Here is a 22,282-nt window from a genome sequence, read left to right as displayed (position 1 = left end):
TTTTAAAGCAACAAAAAAACTCAAAATACAAACAAGAGCACAAGGCTTACCGTACAAAAGTTTATTGTGCATATTTACAGATATCTTAAGAACAAAAAATGACCCAGGGCAAACCTACATATCAAGATCTGGAAAAAGAAATAATCAAATTAAAGCTTGAATTAAAAATTCAGGATAAAATGATTAATACAATCCCGAATCCTTTGTTTGTAAAAAACAAAGACTTTATCTATACCAATTGTAATGATGCTTTTGCAAATTATCTGGGCCTGCCCAAATCAAAAGTTATAAATTCAAGTGTTTACGATATTGCACCAAAGGAACTTGCCGACAAATATTACAATGCAGATTGCGAATTACGTGATAATCTGGAAAATCAAACCTATGAATGCAATGTGAAATATGCTGACGGAACTTTTCATGATATCATTTTTCATAAGGCCAATATAATTAATGAGAAAAATGAGTTTTGTGGAATTGTTGGTATCATACTTGACATTACTGAATATAAAGATGCAGAACAAGCTTTAAAAGAAAACCAAAAGCGCTTAATAGAACTTAATGCAACAAAAGACAAACTTTTTTCAATAATTGCGCACGATTTAAGAACGCCGTTCTCGAGTATTTTGGGATTTTCGGAATTGTTGATTGAAGACGCAAATGATTTTGATGAGTTAGAAACGGAAGAGTATTTAAAATTAATAAATACAACTGCCAAAAGCACTCTTGTTTTACTTGACAATTTATTGAATTGGGCAAAATCACAAACTGGAACTTTAATTTATAAGCCAAAAAAAATAGTTTTATCATCCATTATCGAAGAGACAGTAAAAAACTCAAATGCAACAGCAAAAATTAAAAACATATCAATAAATCAGATTCAAACCGATAAGATTGCGGTTAATGCCGATGAAAATATGCTGAAAACTATTTTACGAAATCTTATTTCCAATGCAATTAAATTCACTAAACCCGAAGGATGTATTACCATTTCTGCAATTCCGAAACACACGTATGTCGAAATTTCTGTTTCGGATAATGGAGTTGGGATTAATAACAAAACTCTTAAAAAGCTATTTGATATTTCTGAAAATACAACTTCCAAAGGTACTAAAAAGGAAAAAGGGTCTGGACTGGGATTGATTCTTTGCAAAGAATTTGTGGAAAAACACAAAGGTGACATTTGGGTTGAAAGCGAAATAGAAAAAGGAAGTGTTTTCAAATTCACCCTCCCTTTATACAATAAAAAATAAGGTACAAACAAGCTCATCGTATTCTTCATTTTTTATAAAAACAATACTAATTTCATTTTTACAGACAATGTCAGACATATACAAATACTCGATTTTAAAGGATATTGGCCTGGTTATTCAATATCATCAAAATAATATCACTAAAAACAAGATGCAACAGCTAAAGAGTGATATTATTAACGACAAAGATTTTAATCCTAAGTTTGGTTTTATTGTTGATCTTAGAAACGCAACTATAAATCTGACAGAAGATGAATTGTTCGAATATGGCAATTGGGTGAAAGAAAACGTAAAGCTAACAGGACTAATGCGGCTTGTTTTATTAACCTCTACACCCGACCATGTTACGAAAACAATCCTGTTCACGTTAAACGAAAACATATCACCACTTCAGTACAGAACATTTAGTACTGTAGAAGCCTCAATTAAATGGCTTAACATTGACAATTGCCATTTGAACTATGTGACAAAAGAAATCGAAAAATTATTTGTCGGCTAATAATCTATTTTTGTCCTCCACTGCTCCCCAAAAAGATTTTGCAGATAAAAGTATTTATCATGGGCAGCCAATAAAAGATATCACTTACAAAGATTATCCCGACTAATTTTCTTATTATTAGGAATTGTTTTAAATAGTGATATCAAAGAATGGCAAGAACACATACAGCAGATACATCGAATGTTCCGAAAGGGAAAATAAATAAAAGTGGTTTACAAAGTGCCTTTAGACTTTACAAATACATTAAACCCTACCGGGGACAATACTTTTTAGGGATCTTTTTCTTATTGGGTTCGAGTTTGGCGAGTCTGGCTTTTCCAAAGCTCTTGGGTGATTTGGTGAACTCAGGCAATAACACTACCCTAGGCCAAAGCCTGAATCAAACCGCTGTTTTAATTGTTTGTGTATTGATTCTTCAGGCCACCTTCTCCTATTTCCGTATTGTATTGTTTGTGAACGTAACAGAAAGATCTTTAGCAGCACTGCGGCAAGCCACCTACCGCCACTTAATAAAGCTTCCCCTGCAATTTTTTGAAAGACGAAGAGTGGGAGAACTTAACAGCAGAATATCGGCAGATGTGGTGTTGCTGCAGGAAACAATGACCAGTACTTTGGCTGAATTCATCCGTCAGATTATCGTAATTACAGGGGGTATTACCCTTTTGGGGATTATCTCGATAAAGCTGACTGCCTTTATGCTGATTACACTGCCGCCAACCATGATTGTTGCCAGGTTTTTTGGCCGGTTTATCCGCAAATTCTCAAAAGATGTACAAACAAAACTGGCCGATTCAAACACAATTATTGAAGAAACACTGCAAGGCATACAAAGCGTGAAGGCTTTTACCAATGAGTATATTGAAATTGCCCGTTACAAAAAGAAAACCTTGGAAATAGCCGGTTTGGGCATCACCCGAGGCAAATACAGAGGGGCATTTTCCTCTTTTATTATTCTCGGACTTTTTGGTGCTATTGCAGCTATGGTATGGCAAGGCTCCCGTTTACTGCAAGCAGGCGAAATGCAGGCCGGAGATTTATTTTCCTTTGTAATTTATTCTGTTTTTGTAGGTGGTACTATCAGCGGCCTGGCCAATGTATATACCAATATTCAGAAATTTATCGGTGCAACCGAAGACCTGTTCAAAATCTATGATGAAGAACCTGAAGACATTCAGGATGTCAATGATATAGATCCCAAATTCAAAATGCAGGGAGAAATCAGTCTGAAAAATTTAAATTTCGCCTACCCTTCGAGAAGTGAGCAAAAGGTTTTAAACAATATCAATTTAAAAATTGAAAGCAATAAAATGATTGCTCTGGTTGGGCATAGCGGCGCCGGAAAAAGTACCATGGCCTCGCTCCTGCTGCTGTTGCACATGCCACCTAAAAACAGCTTATTTTTTGACCAGCACGATAGTCATGATTTCCCCTTATCAGCTTTACGAAGTCAGATTTCACTAGTGCCGCAAGATATTTTTCTGTTTGGTGGAAGCATCAGTGAAAACATAGCTTACGGAAAACCGGGTGCCAGCGCGCAGGAAATATACGAAGCCGCACAAAAAGCCAACGCCTTGGAATTTATTGAACGCTTTCCAGAAAAATTCGAAACCATTGTCGGCGAACGCGGCACACAGCTTTCAGGTGGTCAGCGCCAGAGAATTGCCATTGCCCGTGCGATTCTTAAAAATCCTAAAATTTTAATATTGGATGAAGCCACCTCCTCACTCGACTCCGAATCGGAAATGCTGGTTCAGGAGGCTCTTGAGAAACTGATGACAGGAAGAACATCTATTGTAATAGCCCACCGCTTGTCCACAATTAGAAAGGCGGATGAAATTGTTGTATTGGAACAGGGTGAGATTGTAGAACAAGGCACACACGAGGCCTTAATGAATATTACTGACGGGAAATACAATAAACTGATTCAGCTGCAGTATTCGAATTAAAAATTAAATAAGACGCAGATCCTTATGATTTTATAGGGTTTGCACTTATTATAAGACAAAAGAAATAAAGGTGCAGAGCACCGTGGTATTTGTAGCAACAGCCATTTTCATGATTTTTAGGTACAGAGTACCGTGGCATTATCTGTAAATACTAGTCATACCCTGACAGGAACGGCTTGCTTATAGTCAGAGCATGACGAAATATCGATTCGTATTAATAAAAGCTGCGGTGCGCTGCACCTTTTTTAAAATTCGGCTTGTAATTTCTATAAATACTTCGCAGCGCTGCTGCTTTTCCCTTTCCTTGAATATTTTTTGAATACAAATTACCGCATGAGAATAAGGTGCAGAGCACCGTGGTATTTGTAGCAACAGCCATGTTCATGATTTTTAGGTACAGAGTACCGTGGCATCATCTGTAAATACTAGTCATACCCTGACAAGAACGGCTTGCTTATAGTCAGAGCATGACCAAATAGCGATTCGTATTAATAAAAGCTGCGGTGCGCTGCACCTTTTTTAAAATCCAGCTTGTAATTTCTACAAATACTTCGCAGTGCTGCTGCTTTTCCCTTTCCTTGAATATTTTTTGAATACAAATTACCGCACGAGAATAAGGTGCAGAGTACCGTGGCATTATCTGTAAATACCAGTAAGAGCATGACGAAATACCGATTCGTATTAATAAAAGCTTCGGTGCGCTGCACCTTTTTTAAAATTCGGCTTGTAATTTCTACAAATACTTCGCAGCGCTGCTGCTTTTCCCTTTCCTTGAATATTTTTTGAATACAAATTACCGCATGAGAATAAGGTGCAGAGCACCGTGGTATTTGTAGCAACAGCCATTTTCATGATTTTTAGGTACAGAGTACCGTGGCATTATCTGTAAATACTAATCATACCCTGACAAGAACAGCTTGCTTATAGTCAGAGCATGACGAAATACCAAATTTCCCATAATAAGCGATGCACAAAAAAGCACAGCCTAAAAGTTGAAATCAACAATCGGGCTGTGCTTTATATCTTAGGGTTTTTTGGACTTAGCTTTTCACCAAAACACCTAATACTTCGAGGCGTTGCGGTGTGTCGTAAAAAGCAAGTTTTGCAAGGATATCGAAATCATCCATCCAATCGCTCAATTCGTTTAGAACTGCATTCTTTAATTCGGTTGAGGCCTGCGACTCTCCCATTTCTTTGTCGAACTCAGATCGAAGTGCAAGCACCGTATCGAGTTCTGTCAGACAGTCTGCAGCGAGCTCAGGAGTCAGCTTAATTACTGCAAGTTTTGCTTGAATAACTGGACTGCCTGCAATTGTCGTATAAAACAATTTCATCAGGTCGAAATACTCGTTGTATTGACCCGGCAAATGCCCTTTTATACCCAACTCCACTAAAATATCAGGATCTTTTGTGCAAAGAATCCGGGTTAAATCGCGGTGCCTTTTAAACTTCGCAGTCACCTCATTATACTTTGTACTGTAGGCGTTCGAAGCAAGACTTGTTTCTGCCCCTTCTTTTGCATTTAATTCCCAAATGCTTTTGGCTTTGTTATACACCGCCCAACCTTCGGCAAATTTTGCATCATCGATACCAAAAGGGATCAAAGCAGCTTTAATATCAGGTTGAGATTCGGCATTGCTTAAGGCAATACGGGTACGTTCTAAAAATTTGGATTCAGATCTAATAAAACTCATTACTTTATAAATTTAAATTTGTTTACGTTTAATTAATTTCCCGATGAAACTACCGATTTATAATTTAAAAAAGAAATATTTAAACAACATAAAATTGAATTATTTCTTCAATACAAAATTGACCAACCCCTACTATTATAGTAAAAACCCAGGGATACACAGACTGAAATCGATATTGTAAATAGTATGGAAATTCTTTAAAGCCGGAATGCTCTCATTAGCAGTCGAACCAGCTGTTGAAAAGATCAGAATGGCTTCTGTGAATCAAAAATGGATGCTGCAAGTGTAAAAATGCATTCTGCAGACCGGAAATGAGTTCTGCAGACCAAAAAATGGACATTGCAAGTATAAAAATGGGCTCTGTGGATCAAAAATGGATGTTGCAAGTGCAAAAATGCATTCTGTAGACCAGAAATGGGCTCTGCAGACCAAAAATGAGCTCTGCAAGCCAGAAATGGACTCTGCAGCAGTAAAAACGGGCATTTCCAGTTCAGAAATAATTATGTATCGATATTCTTCCGCAATAAATTGCACCTTCTTCTGCTTTTTTCACCTCAACTTATGTAGAGCAGTTCTTTTTTACAAGTACAAATTGATTTCTCTACCTAATTACTACTGTTTAGTGCATTTAATGCTTATTTTTAATGGCCTTTAGAGAAAGTTGTTGTTTGTCTGTTCTGTTGGAGGGATAGCAATCGTGCGGTAGCAAGGCACAAGACATACCATAAGACAATGTATTGTGCACCTTTTTTTGATATAGTAGAAATAAGCGCACCAGTGGACATTCTAATAAGTTGGCACCAATGCTAAAAACATGAAGAAACACATTAGATATATTTTACCTTTTTCATTCTTAATTGCAATTATATTTCTCACGTGGATATTATTTTTCCATCTTGAGTTAACTACAGATAATGAAAAAAGATTTGCAGGAATATTCTCAATTCTGGGACTTGGATTTGGTATTTTCCAATTTTGGATGAATGAAATAAACACTACGAATAGGAAATTGTTCGACCTGAGATATGAAACATATAAAGATTTCATTTTTTTAATTGATTCAATTTTGGAAACATTAAATAACGAAATGAAAATTCCAAAATCAAAGAATATACATGGTTTCGTAAGCTCTTTAATGAATCAAATTAACCGAATAGGATCCTCAGTAAACATGAATAAGGATTATTTGTTTCCTGGTCTTCATTTAAAGCCAGAAGTAAAGAAAGTTGAATCCATCTTGAGCAAAATTTTAAAACGAACTGATGAATATAGGCACAATATAGAGAAGGCTTGGAAGGAAGACGATGAATCCATAAAAGACTTTACTGAATCCATAGAAAACATGAATTGGCATAATGATGTTCGAGATGAATTGAAAATACTACATAAAGAAAAATATAATTTTTATAAAGCTCTGAGGAAATATCTATAACGCACAAGTGCCAGCAAAAAGCTAAATTATTATGGGTGTTGATAAGCTCTTTGAAAGTTTAGTGCAATTTGGAAACACCAGCAAGCCTTGTAAATTTGGCTTGTTCAAAATATAAATAAGTAAATTTAATCGGCTTGCTTCCTTGGCACATTGTTAAGGCAACTGTTTTAATTCACCCAAGAAGCTTTGCAAGACCGTTAACACACAATTTAAAAAAACATCGAAAATGACAGAAAAAGAACTGCTTAAATTGGGATATTTCCCGAAAGAACTTCCACCACCATTTGAAAGCAAGACTTTTTCAGATAAAATAAACACCATTAAAACACAATGGAATTCGATATCACGTCCATTTAGTAAACCAGAGCGTTTAAAATATTCTGATTCCAAATGGGTTGTTTTTTCAATTCCTAAAGTGCAATTATCAAGACGGATTATAAATATTCCAAATCCACTTCACCAATCTAAATTAACTTCAACTATTGCAGATAGATGGACTGAAATTGATGGAATTTTAAAAAAATCCACTATTTCCTCAAGTTCGCCGATTGAAGACCCTAAAAAGAACAGAGCATTAATTTCCAAACATAACTTTAGTGCATTTAAAAGAAGGCGCTCAAATGAATCATTTGCCAATCTCTATGAAGTAAAAACTGATGTTTCGAGGTTCTACGGAACAATTTACACACATTCCATTCCTTGGCTAGTACATACAAAACCAATAGCAAAAGCAAATAGAAGTGATATGACAATGCTTGGAAATGCATTAGATAAAGATTTAAGAAATCTTAACTCTGGTCAAACAGTAGGAATTCCAGTTGGTCCAGACACTTCGTTGGTTATAGCGGAAATAATAACTTGTATGATGGACGAACGAATTCAAGCAAAATTGAAAAATGTAAAATCCTTTAGGTTCATAGACGATTATTACTTGTATTGCGATAGTTATGCTGATGCTGAAAAAGCATTCAAATTTATTCAATCTCTTCTAACAGAATTTCAACTTGACATTAATGAAGAAAAAACAAAAATATCTAAAGCTCCTTTTGCTTTTGACAGTAAATGGTCGATTGAGTTAGGTTCTTTTACGTTTAGAAAAAGAGCAAACTCTCAATTAACAGATATTGAAAGATTTGTAAGCCTGTCTCTTATTCATTCTAACGAAAATCCAAAAGATTCTGTATTACTTTTCTCAATTCAAGTCCTCAAATATTTACAACTATTTGATGAAAACTGGGACACTTACGAATCACTTATATTAAAAATCGGAATAACAGAACCAAGAACTTTACCAGTTGTAACTGAAATTTTAGCATCTAATATTAGTCGGATTTCAAAAATAAAAATAAAAAATATTATAGAGAAACTAATTGATATTCATTTACCTAAAGGTCATAATTATGAAGTAGCTTGGGCACTTTGGATGTGCGTTGAATTTACTATTAAACTTAAAAATAAAATGGCAGAACAGATTTTTGCTTCAAATGATTATGTGTCAATATTAATAGCATTGGATTTAAAAAGAAAAGGTCATATTAACGCAACAGTTAGCACAGATCAACTTCTAACTGAATTAACCGAAGAATCTTTAATGAACGAAAATTGGTTGTTTACCTACGAATCAATTAAAAAAGGTTGGTTAGTACCAACTGATAATCCTATTGATGAAAACAAGTATTTCGAAATATTATTGGCTAATGGAATATATTTTTATAAAGAAGATGCTAAAGTAAAAACGTTTACTGTTAAGAAGCCTACAGAAGTAATAAGCAAAACTACCAATAAACCTGAAACCGAAGAAGCGACAACAATTGTTTCTGGAGGTGGTGGCGGAAGTAGTCAGTATTAAAAACTGTGGCAAGAACGTATAAAATTAATTGCTTGGTGCGAGCCTGCTAACATAAATCCTCGCGGATTTTCTATTTGGTTTTTATTTGCCGAATTTGGTGCTTAGCCACCCAAATAAACATCAAAACAAAAAAGGCAGCACTAACATGCTGCCTTTCATATAATTTCCTTTTTGCTACAATCAAAAAAGCCTGTAAACACTTTGCGGATTCTTTAACGCCACTCCTTTCGCAAACCGAGAGCATCGCAAACATTGGGTCTCTGATGTCTACGGTGCGAATATCAAGCTAATCTGTTGAAACATTAGCAAGTGTGCTCCCTCCCACTACAAATAAGTAAATTTATTACTCACGAATAATGATTTTAAAGGTGTTCGTGATTTGAAAATGCGACTTGCTTATGGGCGCATGACTCACTTCGTTTCGTGATCTCCCTTCGATCGGTAGATAAAATTACTCTTTGAAAATCCTATATTTGTAATGAATAAATTACTGTTTAACCCCGCTAGTGCGCGATTGTATCGCGTTCTTCTATAAAAAAATAAAAGCCACACGAAAGGATTCGTGCGGCAGCGGGGTGATTTCAACTAAATTCATAATTAAAAAAAGAGACTTATCATATGGAATACTTGGGTTCTTGTTTATGCAAAAAAATTAAATTTAAAGTTATAGGTGACTTTGAGAGTTTTTATTTATGCCATTGCAGATATTGTAGGAAAGACACAGGGACTGCTCATGCTGCAAATTTGTTTTCCACAACAGCTAAACTAGAATGGATAAAAACACAAACTGAAATTAAAATATTTCAACCACCTAAGAGTAATCATGTGAAAGCCTTTTGTACAAATTGTGGATCAGCTTTACCCAATATACAAATGGACGGTAAACTTTTAGTTGTTCCAGCAGGATGTTTAGATACTAAATTAGAAAAACGACCCAATGCACATATTTTTATCTCAAATAAAGCAAGTTGGGATGAGTCGTTGGAAGAAATAAAGAAATTTGGACGTTTCCCTGAATAAGAAAAAAGTCCTTTTTTACGAATCTTTTTTTTACAGCTCCATTTCAAATACAATTAAATCGCCTTTTTCCGTTAATCTTGTGGCACTAACTGCTACAAAATTCTCATCAGCAGCTGTTAAATCGTTTAGTTTAATTCCTTGTGGCAAACTAAATTCTTTTTCTGATTGAATAATCCCTGTTTCATCGATATGGACGACTTTTATTTTGTGATTAAATGTTCCTGCAATCACAAAACTATTATCCGGTAAGCTTATAATTTGTTCTATGTTTCCATTTCCGGAAACAGGAATAGGAGATTCCCAAATCTTTTCCCCATTTGTATTATATGCGCTTGCAAAAGCTCCTGTAGTATTTAAACCGGCAAAAACCAGTGTATTGTTCCCATTACTACCAACAGCGGTCGATTTTACATCTTGATCCAACAAAATATCCCATTTTAAATAACCTGCCTGGTTAACAGCAAATATCCAGTTGCCGGCAGCAGCATAAGCGATACCTGAGGTATCACCAGCTAAATTATAAAGCTTGCCCTTACTTGAGTAGGCACGGGACCACAACATTTTACCATTCGCATTCAGTTTTACCAAACCAGGCGTAAAAGTGGAATCTTTTGTGTTTTTGCTATAGCCTGCAACTAAAATTTTATTGTCGGGATCAACTACAAAATCAAGTACTTCATCCATATCAATTCTTTGATTAAATATATTTTTACCATTGGCATCAAGCTTATAAAGCCACGCTTGCCCCGCCACACTATCGACTATGGCATCAGTAATACCGGCAACATAAATTTCGTTCTGAGCACTTATGCTGACTTTATTTACAAGATCATCAAAACGGTTTCCCAACATCTTATTCCAAATCATTTTTCCACTAGCATCTAAGCCTAAAAGCCAAGAGTCATACATCTCTCCCTCTGCTTTGCACGACGATGCAGCTACTACAAGCTCTCCATTTGGGCGTTTGGCAATTCCACCCCCAAAATCGTTAAACTGCTGGTTATCGAATCCTTTTACAAATTGGTAATTTTCCTTTGGAAAATCCGTAAGGATCTCTTCTCCCAATACACTGGCTTTTAGATTAAAAATATCAACGTAACGACTGCCTTCGGGGAATGCAGACACAAATTTGTTGTAAGCCTCTATGCTATTTACACTTTTAGCCCATTCAAAAAGCAATTTCTGTTTTACAGCTTTAGCTTCCGACATTTTTGATGAATTGGAAAATTCGACCATAAAACGCTCAATAGCTTCAAGTGTATTTTTATCGGATGCTTCTTTAAAAGCCATTCCTTCCATTAATTTCTTAGCCTCATCAACTTGAGCAGCCTCAGGATATGTTTCAACAAAATTCCGGAAACTATTTAACGTTCCCTCATTTACAGCAGTTTTATAGGCTAATTGATTGCGCATCTTTGTTGCGATATCAGCTTGAGCTGATTCAGGATAATCATTTAAAAACTGATTAAATGCAGCAAGCGTATTTTTATTCTCGGCTTCACGAAACAGGATGTAATTCAGAATATGTGAAACATTGGTATAGTATTTCGAATCAGGAAATTCTTTTAAAAACCGCTTGGCATAATCTGTGTTATTTTCCTCCCGCACATATTTAATCAACTTATCTTCCACTTGCTGGCGCTGCCAGTCCATGTTTTTAATTACAGTTCTATTGCTGCGCCTTTTATCTTGTTTGGAAAACAAATCATTTAAAACATCGTTATCGTCTGCAGTAAACTGAGATTGTGCTTCATAAGCTTTCTGAAAGTATCCCCAGGCTTTAAAATAATCTTTGCCAGAATATTCATCATAGGAGTAAACAATGGCTAGTCCTAAATTAGCCATTGCCGATTCAGGTTCTTCTAACAAAACTTTATCGAAATCTTCTTTAGCCTTACCAAGTTCTTTGTCAATATCAGCCTTTGCACTTGCCTCCATGCCTTTGAACAGATAATTATTGTATATTTTTTTAGGCTTCTGTGCTAAACTGATAAATGATAGCAGCAGTGAAATGATTAGTATATTTAATTTTCTTGAATTCATAAGTAAGAGTTTATTTTTTGAGCACTAAAAATTCCACACGACGATTCTTTGATCGTCCGACTTCTGTTTTATTGGTATCTAAAAACTTAGATTCTCCATACCCAACAGCTTTGATTATTTGAGAATTGATTCCTCTGCCAACAAGATACTGAACCACAGACTCTGCCCGCTGCTGACTTAAACTTTGATTTAATTCATCAGAACCCACATCATCAGTGTGCCCGCTAATCTCAATCAAACTAACTGTTCCTTCTTTTAAAAAACCGACTACTTTATCAAGTTCTTCAAATGAAGTTGGCAAAAGCGTACTTTTACCCGTTTCAAAGAAAATATTATTTAAAATAAGAGCACCTCCTTCTTCAATATTTCTTAATCCTTCGGTAAAAGCATCTTTAGGCAGCAGGGGCTCTTTAAAAACAACAGTACCCTCCGAGTGGCAATTGTTTTGATCACTTACATGGTAAGTATATGTACCTGCTTTTAGGTTTTGGATTTTTTCTGCATTTTTTGTTCCGTTGCTCCAATCAATAGTATAAGGAGCTTCTCCTCCTGATATTTTTAAGCTAATGCTACCATCATTTATTATTTTACTGATTTGACCTGTAACCGGATTCAGACCTCCTGTGTAAGAAGAATCAATAACCACGGTTGCTAAATCTTTAGGAACGGATGCACACATCTTACAATCAACCAGCGGACAAATCTCAAAATCGTCGAAAAAGTAGTAAGCATAGGTCTTGCCTTTTTTGTTTTTAGTATCACGGCCAGTAACTACATAGTTCGTATTATCATAGTTATTAAAGTTACCCACAACAAAGAATTCCTCACCTCCTTTAGCTGTATATACCTGACAGAACTGTACCCATTCGTCTGTATTGTCTAAAAATAAACCTTCTTTGTTCGTTAAATGCGCCTTTAAGTTTAAAAATGTTTTATTGTCATTCTCTGTTTCTGAATCTGTAAAATGCATACTCAACTGATCAACAGCAAATTTACTTCCAGATGCTAATTTGTACCAAAATGAAACACAATATTTTTGACCAGCTTGCATAGAGCTGCTTAAGGTACCTTGAATGTATTCTCTGAAATCGCGGTTACTTCCACTTAAAATAGCTCCCACGTAAGCTTTACCAGATTTAGCCTTGCTGTATCCTGCAAAATTATCTGGTACTTTTACTTCATTAGAGCCGCACTCATTGAAATAATCGGGAGTAGTAGCTGTTGGATAGGTCCAGTTAGGAATTAATTTATGTGTGTGGTCCATAAAAGTGTAACTTTCCGGACATTTTTCATACACTTCAAAACCAGGGTTAAGTACCATATTCTGAACTTGGGCAGATGATCCAAACCATGTGAAAATAACACTCAATGCTATGAGATGCTTTAGGTAGAGCTTATTCATTATAAAATGGAATTATGTTTGTGTTGCGTAAAAATAAATAAATATATTGAATTGGTACGTTTAATGATGAAACCGCAACATAAATTATAGTTTTTGTTAAACTATTTGTTTTTTAATTTATTTTCTTTAAAAACTTACTAATGAGATACATTGTATTTATAATTATCTGGTGTGCTCCCTCCCACTAAATGGGAACGGTTCACCAATTTGGTGTAAACTCTGCTCTTTACCTTTTGCAAAGGAGCTATGCTAAAATCACACAGAGAAAAGAATATCAGGAACAAAAGATGGGATTTGATTTTATAGTATCATCTTTGCATGTAAGGTGAAAAAATATGCAGATGAACAAATATCTATATTCCTTTAATTGTGATAGTACCGAAAGGGAGTTGTGCACGCTCGAATCGAGATACATTTTTAACAAGGAAGAAAAGAACAAGCTGCTTTTTTCCGATCTAAAAATAGATCCTTCAAGCAGTGCTTTCATTAAAAACAGACTTGAACTTATTTCATGTTCTGAAGATTACCCGACCTTACTGAATGAAATAAAAAAGGAAAATATACGCGTTGAAGGTTTCAAAGTTGAATATTTAGTTGTTGACGGTGATGCAACTGAGTATACCGACAGGCTAAATAAGTTAAGGGATATTGGCTACCGAATTGAAGGTGTTCATGATTATTACAACCCAACAATTACTTATGCTTTGTGCTGTTGCAAGGGTGTTTGGTATTTTGGTGTTTCGATTAAAAACAACATAGCCTGGCACAAACACAAGCAAAAACCATGCTCGTTCAGTAACTCAATAGGTGTAAATATTGCCAAAGCTCTTGTTAATATTGCAGCAAAGGCAAACAAAGAAAAAAAACTGCTGGATGCATGTTGTGGTGTTGGCACAATCATGTTGGAAGCCTGTTTTGCAGGAAATAACATTGAGGGTTGCGACATTAACGAAAAGACATGTAAGAATGCCCGAAAAAATCTTTCCCACTTCAACTATACTGCAAATGTATATCACTCGGATATTAAAGACATTAGCAATAGGTATGAAGCTGCCATTATCGACCTGCCCTATAATCTGTTCACCAATGCAACTGATGCTGATATCTTACACATTATTGAGTCGACAGCAGAAATCACAGACCGGCTTGTTATTGTATCTACCTCCGATATTACAAACTTAATCAGCAACACCGGATTCAGGATATCAGATTGTTGCAGCGTTAGTAAAAGTAGAAAGGGAAATTTCGCCCGAAAAATATGGGTTTGTGAAAAGAATTAAGAGGATAAAGCTCCTGCGCAGAGTGCAAGCTTCGTAAAAATAAAAAAGGCAACACTAATATGCTGCCTTTTCTTATATTTTGGTTTTTGCTACAATCCAAAAAAGCTTGTAAATACTTTACGGATGTACACATTGTCTTTAACACCACCCGTTTCGCGAACCGAGTGCATAGCAAACATAGGGTTTCCGATGTCTACTGTACGGATATCAATCTGACCCGTTGAAACATTACCCAGTGTGCTGCCTCCCACTAAATCGGAACGGTTCACAAACTTTTGGTAAGGAACTTCGGCAATTTTACACAAGCTTTCGAATACGGTTCCCGAATCGCCGTCGGTAGTATATTTTTGGTTGGCATGAATCTTAATTACCGGTCCTTTGTTAATGTAAGGACGGTTGGTTGGATCGTGTTTATCTGAACCATTTGGATGAACGGCATGAGCCATATCTGCAGAAATCATGAAAGAATTGTAAATAGCCCGGTGAAAGGCTTCCATGTCTTTTCCCAGTTTAAAAACAATGCGCTGCAGCAAATGACGCAAGACAGGCGAGCCAGCTCCCTGCTTGGTTACACTTCCCACTTCTTCGTTGTCGAAAATAGCCAGCATTCTGGTTTTCTTCGATTCGCCTGAGGCCAATAACGCTTTTAATCCGGCATGCGACATGGCCAAATCGTCTAGTTTGGGTGCAGAAATAAACTCCTCATTCAAGCCCAGAATACAGCCTTTTTCCACTTCGAATAAACTAATATCAAAATCGATAATGGCTTCTGCATCAATCTTCAACTCCTCAGCCATCAGATTTACCAAACAATTGTCCTTTTCCAAATCATCAGTTATCATGGCCAGCAATGGAAGCATGTCCTTTTGCTTGTTTAATGCACCACCTTCGTTCACCTCACGATTCATGTGAATGGCTAAATTTGGAATCACCATCAAGGGGCGGTCAACCTTCACATACAAATGCTCCGGATTCAACGGATCGTTTGATTTTACAGATACTCTGCCGGCAATGGAAAGCGGACGATCCATCCATGTTCGTAAAATCGGGCCGCCATATACTTCTGTATTCAGCTTCAGATAATTTCCTTCTACTGCTATCTCCGGATTTGGTTTGATCTTAAAACCGGGCGCATCAGAGTGTGCACAAATCAATTGGAAACCTTCTTCTTCAATTTCCCCCTTACCAATTACAAAAGCAAAAAGAGCTGAACCATTTTTTGTTGTAAAGTACTTCCCTCCTTTTTCAAGAGTCCATTCTTCACGAAGATCCAATTCCTGAAATCCTGCTTCGTTTAATTCTTCACGGATATTATTTACAGCATGGTAAGTACTCGGACTTTCATGAATAAAATCAATCAGTTCCTGTGCCTGTTGTTTGTCGATATTCATAGTGTATGTTTATTTTGTGTTTTCTATTTCTGAGTCTCAAAACTACATTATTTTTAAGAATTAGGAATTATAAATGATGAGTTATTAATACACTTACATGTAAACTTAAACTCATAATTTCTCATTCATAACTCATAATTCCCGTCATAATTTCTTCAATAATATTATATTTGTTACCAATCAAAAAAAACTAAGCCAAATCAACCCATGACAAGCGACCCTATACTGGAACTTTACAAGCATCAATTTGCCGTTATTTCACTGGAAACTACTGGTATTTCACCTCAACACGGCGATCATTTAATCGAACTGGCCATTCAAACTGTAAATTGGAACGGCGAGCTTCTCGATAGTTACGAAACATTGGTTCACCCCGGAAAAGATATTGAAGGCTTCCAAATTCATGGCATTACGGATGAAATGGTAAAAAATGCTCCTTCCATTTCGGAAATTGCACCGGATATTTTATCCCGGCTAAACGGCAAAACACTGGTTGCTCACGACCTCGATTTTGCCATCCGTTTTTTACAACCTGCATTAAATGGAGAACTTACTGATTTTAAAGGCATCTGCACCCTAAAATTGGCCAATTTGGTTGCTCCTGAATCTGGCTTGCGCCGCCTGGAACAGCTATGTATTTATTACGACATCGATTTATCAGAACGACATACCGCTAAAGCTGATTCATTGGCAACAGCAAAGCTTTTCTCTATCCTTAAAAACCTGTACAACCAGCAATTTGAAATAGAAGATTTTGTAAAAGACTTTCTATATGTTATTACTATTGAAGATTGTCCGAAAGAACGTAATATTTTCATCAAGCGCAAAGAGGCAAGAAACATTGCAAATATTCAAAAAACGAGACTTTACGACCTATTAAACCGATTGACATCCAATGCCGGAGATTCAGTGCCTGTACGTCAATATTTAAACGTTCTGGACCGTGCACTTGCCGATCGTATTCTTAGCGAAAGAGAAATCGTTTCATTAGTAGAACTGGCTTCGGATTACAAGCTATCCAAAGATCAGGTCATGGAAATTCACGAGGAATATTTGCGAAAGTTAATTCGAATTTACCTGCTCGATGAGATTTTGACCAATACCGAAATGGAAGATATAAATCTGGTTTCTGAATTGCTGTGCATTCTGCCAAAGGATCTGAAATTGTTGATAGAATATGAACGGACTAAGATCCAAATCACTACTCCAGGCGTTCAAAAGCAGCTAAAATCATTAAAAGGAAAAAGTGTTTGTTTCTCCGGTCATTTAAATTGCAAAATAAACGGACAACGTATCGATCGGGAATTGGCTCAGCAATTGGTAAAAGAACGTGGTTTAATCGTAAAACGGGTAGTTTCCAAAAATGTTGATTACCTGATTACCGCTCAGGTAGATTCTTTCTCGGCAAAAGGCCGCAAAAACCGTAAAGCCATGGAATATCATGTAAATGTAATGGATGAAAAGATTTTTTGGGAGATGATTGGAGTGACTGTAGATTGTAATGAATAATTAGGAATTACAAATTAAAACCACTGTAAGGCATCGATTATCAAACCCACTATAGCCATAACCTTATTAGATAGAATTCTCCCTTTTCAGGGGATCCCGAAAGCTTTCGGGAGCGAAGGACAGAGGGGTGTTTTAAAAATAGATCAGTTCTTTGCCGTGCAGGTTTCTATAATGACTTTTCCTATAAAATCAGACGCTGACAGGATCTTCTAACTCTGTCAGGTATTCCAAAAGGGAAAATTTAATTTACGTAAGAAGTCTGCTAATTAACACTCCTAATTTCCAATTCGTAATTCGCAATTACGTTCATCACTTCTTTTAATGCAGAACCCGCAAATACCAAAGGGTACATATCCTCGAAATACCAAAGGGAAGCAAAATAGAGACCAATAGGTGTGGCTTTAATTTCAGATAAATCATTGGGTAAGTTTTGTTGCAGCCAATTAATCCCCTTGCTTATTTGCGGCCAGTTATCTGTACCACTCAAGGCTCTAATTGCCAGCGAAGTTTCTTCAATTGTAGAAATCAGCGAAGCATTTCCGCCCCATCCACCATCCTCATTCTGAGTAGAAAGAAGAAAATCAACTGCTTTAATTTTCACTTCACCTAATCCGAATATACATACTGATTCAATGCAGGTTAGGGAATACAAAACAATGGAAGTTCCATACACCGGATTGTGATGTTTTGCATCATCTTCGTTCCCAAACCATAGTGGCAGCCAGGAACCATCCTCTTGCTGTATTGATTTTATATACCGCCAGGCTTTTCTGAAACAGGCATGAACTTTTGCTCTTACTTCCGGATCCATTTCCTTATTCCAAAGAGCAAGTGCTTTCATGGCATGAGCCGTAATATCAGGACAGGAGCAATCAAAAGGCAATTTTCCCCAGCCTTTGCAGAATGTAGGCATGCCGCCATCCGAATTCTGCATTTTCAGCAACCAGTTTATTCCATCTTCTACCACTTTCTTTGGAATGTCCTGAAACCCTTTCACACGATGCAAGGCAACCAACACTCCCGAAGTATCATCAGCATCCGGCACTCCGCCTTGAAGGTGGGTCCATGCCCAACCACCCGGTTCTGCTTTGGTAAAAGGATGTGTTGCCTTCAGTTGCTGATCAAGAAAATAGTTCACTGTCTTCTCCATTTCGGGCAAACCTGCTAAATTCTCATCATCCAATGCATTTACCGACAAGGAAGTCACCCAAGTAGCCAAATGTGTATCAATCGGCCAGCTTCCATCCTCCCGAATGGATTTACTCAAGAAATCAGACGCTTTAGAGCAAATCTCAAGCTCTTTCTCTCCCGATCCCACCAAACTCATGAGAACGAATCCTGTTAGCGGTGCAGCCTCTAAAAATCCTCCGTTATCAGGTTGCTTTTCTGCCAGTACCTTCAACACCTTTGCTTTTACCGATTTATTTAAACTAGCAATGGGTTTGCTTGCTTTGGTATTTACTGATTTCACCAATCCAATAGCTATCAAAGCCGGAATGGCATAACTTACTACAGAAAGGTTCAGCAATTTAAACAGGCGATCTGGAAAAACCGCCATCTGAAAAGGCAGTTGCGGCACCAAATCCCAGCCTTTATCTCCCAGTCTGCCGGATAACGCACACATGGCCAAAATAGGAACCGAAAAGGTCTGATCTTTCTGATAATGATTGAGAATTGCAGTACTTATTGATTCGGGATCCAGTGTTTTCAATCGGTCAGTCAGCCAATTTTCAGCATTATGAATGCAATCTGCATAAATAGGATCATTTTTCACAATGGATAGACAAGCCCAGGTTAAAAGTGTTGTGCTCAAGTTACTTTTGCTTCGAATGGTATCTCCCCATCCACCATCCAAATTGGCATTGTTCACCAACCAGTTTAATCCTTTTTGGATATGGAAATTGTATTTCTTTGGATCGTACTTCCACAATGCAAATACCGCAATTGCCGTTGACAGAGCACTGCTTGACAACCTGCCATCCCAAAATCCCTTCTCATTCCGAAGAGAAATAATGAGAGCATCCAGTTTTTGTTTGAGGGATTGTATATCGTCGTAGCTTGGTGTCATTCTTTAAATAAATATCAAGTAATAAGAATATCTTCAAATTTAATAGATTCCCCGGGATGACAATGAAATCCGCAACTCATAACTCATAACTCATAACTCATAACTCATAACTCATAACTTAAGAAAGTACTCCTAAGCCCAAAAGCGCATAGTAGGTATATTCTACATCACAGGTCATATCGGCAATACTGCCGAAAAAACCGCCGGACTCGTCCCAGTGCAGATTGATGAAATTTACGGAATTTTCGGCATAATTCTGCATATTTTCTCCCGTTAACTGCAAAGCAAGCAATGCGGTTGAGGTAGATAACAAATCAGCAAGAGGAACACCTTCTGCTGCTTTGAACCCTCCTCGTTTGGTGAGCATTTGTTTCAGCCAGTCCTTTGTTTTCAGCATTTCTTCCAACTCACTGGTTGAACTCATGATCAGTCCGGCCGCAGTGGAGGAAGTCACACCATCAATGCTGTTCTCTTCATTGGCAAATGAGCCGTTTTCAGCTCTTAATAATCTATTTGCATCTGTGATCTCATCCAAAACGTCCTGCTCGGTTTGCAAGTCCTGATAAAGGGTCCACATCAGATAATTTGCGTAAATGGTAGATTTGGCTGCACCTTTTTTGTTGTGATTGTATCCGCTGTCGCTTGCTAAATATTCCTCCAATTCCCATAACAATTGAGAGCAATTATTCCGCAGGGATTTCACTACTCTTCCATGAACAAAATCTTTCGCAAAACTAATAGTCAGAAATTTAGAAGCAGACAATCTGGATCTTTGCTGCAAATCAATCAGATGCAGCAAGAAATCGCATCGAACAAAACACATTGAATGTACAAAATCCAGGTTTCCTTCTTGTTTTATCCTTTTTAGATATTTTCGTTCTTCCAAAACATCCAGTTTAACATCTAAAATCAGGGACAAAGTATAACCAAACACCGAATAATACAGATCTGCCTTTCCGGCTCGATCCATAAATCCACCCGCTTCGCTTTTCTGAGAACCCAAAAAGGATTTTATCTGATTTTGTGCGTCATCGCTTAGTACTTCTGTTGATTTTAGAAGTGCTTCGAGTATGAATTGATTGCAGCTTTTAGTGATTTGCTTATTTTGGAACATCTTTTAAGTTTTGCTGTTTAAGAGTAATTAGTACTTAAAACAATACTGAATTCTACTTATTTTTTACCCCTAAATCCCCTGAAGGGGACTTTTAAAAATACAATTCGTAAGTCAATAGCCCCCTTTAGGGGGTTGGGGGTTTATGAATTCTCCGGAACAATCCGATTCACCAGCCGCGTCAATAATATTTTCAATGTTGGATTATTTAATGATCGTAAGGCTTTCAGAGCATTTCGCTTGTAAATATTCAGCATTTCTTCAGCCTCCTTCATTGCCTGTTTAGTCTCAGACCATTGTAAAAACTCTGTATTGATGCTTTCATCTCCATTTTGGGTTCGTTCGAACCATTCCTGCATTTTTTCCGGATGCTTTTGGTTTAAAAGAGTTGAAACCAATGATGGCTGAACGGTATTAAATCCACTGACAATCCTTTTTTGCCTGAAATCATCCAAATCATCATTAATTTGATATGCGATACCCAAAGCCTTGCTATACTCCGATATAATATTTAAAACAGCTTCATCAGCATCTGCTAAAATTGCGCCGAATTGCAGTGCCACTTCAAATGCGGGAGAAGTTTTGTTGCTAAAAATACGCAGAATCTCTTCCTGTGAAAGCAGTTTCTCATGGTTTCTCCACAATAGCTCCTCTCCTTGTCCCAGCGACAAATCCCGATGTCCGTAAGCAGCAATTTTTAATAATTTTCGAATGTGTTTTGCCTCCGATTCAGCGATTAACTGATAACCAAAACCTAACAATAAATCTCCCACATTCAAGGCCACAGGAATATTATATTCCTTATGAAGAGCTGGTTTTCCGTATCTCTCATCATCTTCATCAGCAATATCATCATGAATCAAGGAAGCCTTGTGAAAACATTCTATGGAAACGGCCAATTTTTGAATCGTTTCGTCATATTCACAGGTATCTCCGCTTAAAGCATTATAAACCGCAAGCATGATAATCGGTCGCCAGCGTTTTCCATCTGTCTCCATCCAACGAACTGCAATATCCACAGTATCATCATCCTGTCCAAAAAGAGACTTTAATTGAGTTGTTGAAAACCAATCTTTTACTACTGATTTTATGGAATCCAGATCAATCCATCCTTTCCAATTTGTTTCACTGCGCATGGAAAGCACTTCATCCAACCAGATTTTATCCACTTTAGAATCCTTACAATTATTATTGTACAAAGGAATTGCAAGAGATGGAACAGCCTCTTTTACTGCCAACGGAAACGAACGCTCGAAAGAATGCAGGCAACCTACACCAATCACACATTCTACCTGACCTGAAGATAAAAGTAAACTAGCAGAAGTAGTTCCTTCAGTAACAATGGTGTGATAGGCCAATTCATCAGCCTGAGAAATGATTTCAGCCAAATCGCAGCGACCGCATTGCTCACAAAGTAAGCCTAGCTCATCGTACTTTGCCGGACATTGAGTAGAGTGACTAATGCACTTAGGCAATAAAAGAATTCTGCGGTTAAAAGGAATTCCGGCAACAATATGACTCCATGCATAATTGTTAATCATTACAGCCAAAAGCTTTTGATACAAAAACAACTCGGGATGCTTGCTGATCAATTCACCGGAATGAAAAATGACTTCTTCTTCCTGCAAAGGCGGTATCAATTCGCATTCAGCAGCGTAATCTCTGATCAAATCACGAATCTGCCTCAACTTTTCAGAATGCTGAGGCAAATCGTTTCCGAAGCTTATATTTGGCTGGTTGTTTTTTAAAATCATTTTTTACAATTAACAGTGATCAGTTAACAAT

The 22,282-nt window shown here is 37.0% G+C and carries 15 protein-coding genes; 8 read left to right on the top strand and 7 right to left on the bottom strand.

Features of this window, described 5'->3' with window-relative positions; translation table 11 throughout:
• The first annotated feature begins 179 nt into the window (after positions 1-179).
• From GQR60_RS03250 to GQR60_RS03240, 3 genes are all read left to right on the top strand, one after another.
• Positions 180-1,253: a PAS domain-containing sensor histidine kinase gene (locus GQR60_RS03250; protein WP_160463400.1), complete on the top strand. Its 1,074-nt coding sequence runs from the start codon at positions 180-182 to the stop codon at positions 1,251-1,253.
• Between the two features lie 67 nt (positions 1,254-1,320).
• A complete protein-coding gene (locus tag GQR60_RS03245; protein WP_124991555.1) occupies positions 1,321-1,752 on the top strand; it encodes a hypothetical protein in 432 nt (143 codons plus the stop codon).
• A 149-nt stretch (positions 1,753-1,901) separates the two neighbouring features.
• A complete protein-coding gene (locus GQR60_RS03240; protein WP_124991554.1) occupies positions 1,902-3,698 on the top strand; it encodes an ABC transporter ATP-binding protein in 1,797 nt (598 codons plus the stop codon).
• A 1,040-nt stretch (positions 3,699-4,738) separates the two neighbouring features.
• Here GQR60_RS03240 and GQR60_RS03235 read toward each other — a convergent pair.
• On the bottom strand, positions 4,739-5,392 hold the full coding sequence (locus GQR60_RS03235) for a hypothetical protein (RefSeq protein ID WP_124991553.1): 654 nt from the start codon (positions 5,390-5,392) through the stop codon (positions 4,739-4,741).
• Positions 5,393-6,206: 814 nt separating this feature from the next.
• Between GQR60_RS03235 and GQR60_RS03230 the strand changes: the two genes are divergently transcribed.
• From GQR60_RS03230 to GQR60_RS03220, 3 genes are all read left to right on the top strand, one after another.
• Positions 6,207-6,824, top strand: coding sequence for a hypothetical protein (locus GQR60_RS03230; RefSeq protein ID WP_124991552.1), 618 nt, complete (start codon positions 6,207-6,209; stop codon positions 6,822-6,824).
• Positions 6,825-7,050: 226 nt separating this feature from the next.
• On the top strand, positions 7,051-8,673 hold the full coding sequence (locus GQR60_RS03225; RefSeq protein ID WP_124991551.1) for an RNA-directed DNA polymerase: 1,623 nt from the start codon (positions 7,051-7,053) through the stop codon (positions 8,671-8,673).
• 618 nt (positions 8,674-9,291) lie between these two features.
• Positions 9,292-9,693: a GFA family protein gene (locus tag GQR60_RS03220; protein WP_124991550.1), complete on the top strand. Its 402-nt coding sequence runs from the start codon at positions 9,292-9,294 to the stop codon at positions 9,691-9,693.
• A gap of 30 nt (positions 9,694-9,723) precedes the next feature.
• On the opposite strand, the gene GQR60_RS03215 is transcribed toward GQR60_RS03220, so the two are convergent.
• Together GQR60_RS03215 and GQR60_RS03210 are read right to left on the bottom strand one after the other, a co-directional pair.
• Positions 9,724-11,736, bottom strand: coding sequence for a hypothetical protein (locus tag GQR60_RS03215; protein WP_124991549.1), 2,013 nt, complete (start codon positions 11,734-11,736; stop codon positions 9,724-9,726).
• A 10-nt stretch (positions 11,737-11,746) separates the two neighbouring features.
• The gene (locus GQR60_RS03210) at positions 11,747-13,138 is read right to left on the bottom strand and encodes an OmpA family protein (protein ID WP_124991548.1); all 1,392 of its coding nucleotides are present in this window, start codon (positions 13,136-13,138) and stop codon (positions 11,747-11,749) included.
• A 341-nt stretch (positions 13,139-13,479) separates the two neighbouring features.
• On the opposite strand from GQR60_RS03210, the gene GQR60_RS03205 reads away from it, so the two are divergent.
• Positions 13,480-14,418: a TRM11 family SAM-dependent methyltransferase gene (locus tag GQR60_RS03205; RefSeq protein ID WP_160463399.1), complete on the top strand. Its 939-nt coding sequence runs from the start codon at positions 13,480-13,482 to the stop codon at positions 14,416-14,418.
• Positions 14,419-14,507: 89 nt separating this feature from the next.
• Here GQR60_RS03205 and GQR60_RS03200 read toward each other — a convergent pair whose 3' ends face one another.
• A complete protein-coding gene (locus GQR60_RS03200; RefSeq protein WP_124991546.1) occupies positions 14,508-15,809 on the bottom strand; it encodes a M18 family aminopeptidase in 1,302 nt (433 codons plus the stop codon).
• A 207-nt stretch (positions 15,810-16,016) separates the two neighbouring features.
• Here GQR60_RS03200 and GQR60_RS03195 point away from each other — a divergent pair, with 207 nt between their 5' ends.
• Positions 16,017-17,318: an exonuclease domain-containing protein gene (locus tag GQR60_RS03195; protein WP_124991545.1), complete on the top strand. Its 1,302-nt coding sequence runs from the start codon at positions 16,017-16,019 to the stop codon at positions 17,316-17,318.
• Between the two features lie 262 nt (positions 17,319-17,580).
• Here the strand turns inward: GQR60_RS03195 and GQR60_RS03190 are convergent, their stop codons facing one another.
• The 3 genes from GQR60_RS03190 to GQR60_RS03180 form a co-directional block, all read right to left on the bottom strand.
• Positions 17,581-19,386 carry a prenyltransferase/squalene oxidase repeat-containing protein gene (locus GQR60_RS03190; protein WP_124991544.1) on the bottom strand — a complete coding sequence of 602 codons (1,806 nt, stop codon included), beginning with the start codon at positions 19,384-19,386 and terminating at the stop codon, positions 17,581-17,583.
• Between the two features lie 118 nt (positions 19,387-19,504).
• A complete protein-coding gene (locus GQR60_RS03185; protein WP_124991543.1) occupies positions 19,505-20,500 on the bottom strand; it encodes a prenyltransferase/squalene oxidase repeat-containing protein in 996 nt (331 codons plus the stop codon).
• Between the two features lie 140 nt (positions 20,501-20,640).
• Positions 20,641-22,251, bottom strand: coding sequence for a polyprenyl synthetase family protein (locus GQR60_RS03180; RefSeq protein ID WP_124991542.1), 1,611 nt, complete (start codon positions 22,249-22,251; stop codon positions 20,641-20,643).
• Positions 22,252-22,282 lie beyond the last annotated feature (31 nt).

Origin of the sequence: Labilibaculum euxinicum (assembly GCF_009795715.1) — a bacterium.
GTDB classification, from domain to species: Bacteria; Bacteroidota; Bacteroidia; order Bacteroidales; family Marinifilaceae; genus Labilibaculum; species Labilibaculum euxinus.
This window is presented reverse-complemented; position numbering and strand designations above follow the sequence as displayed.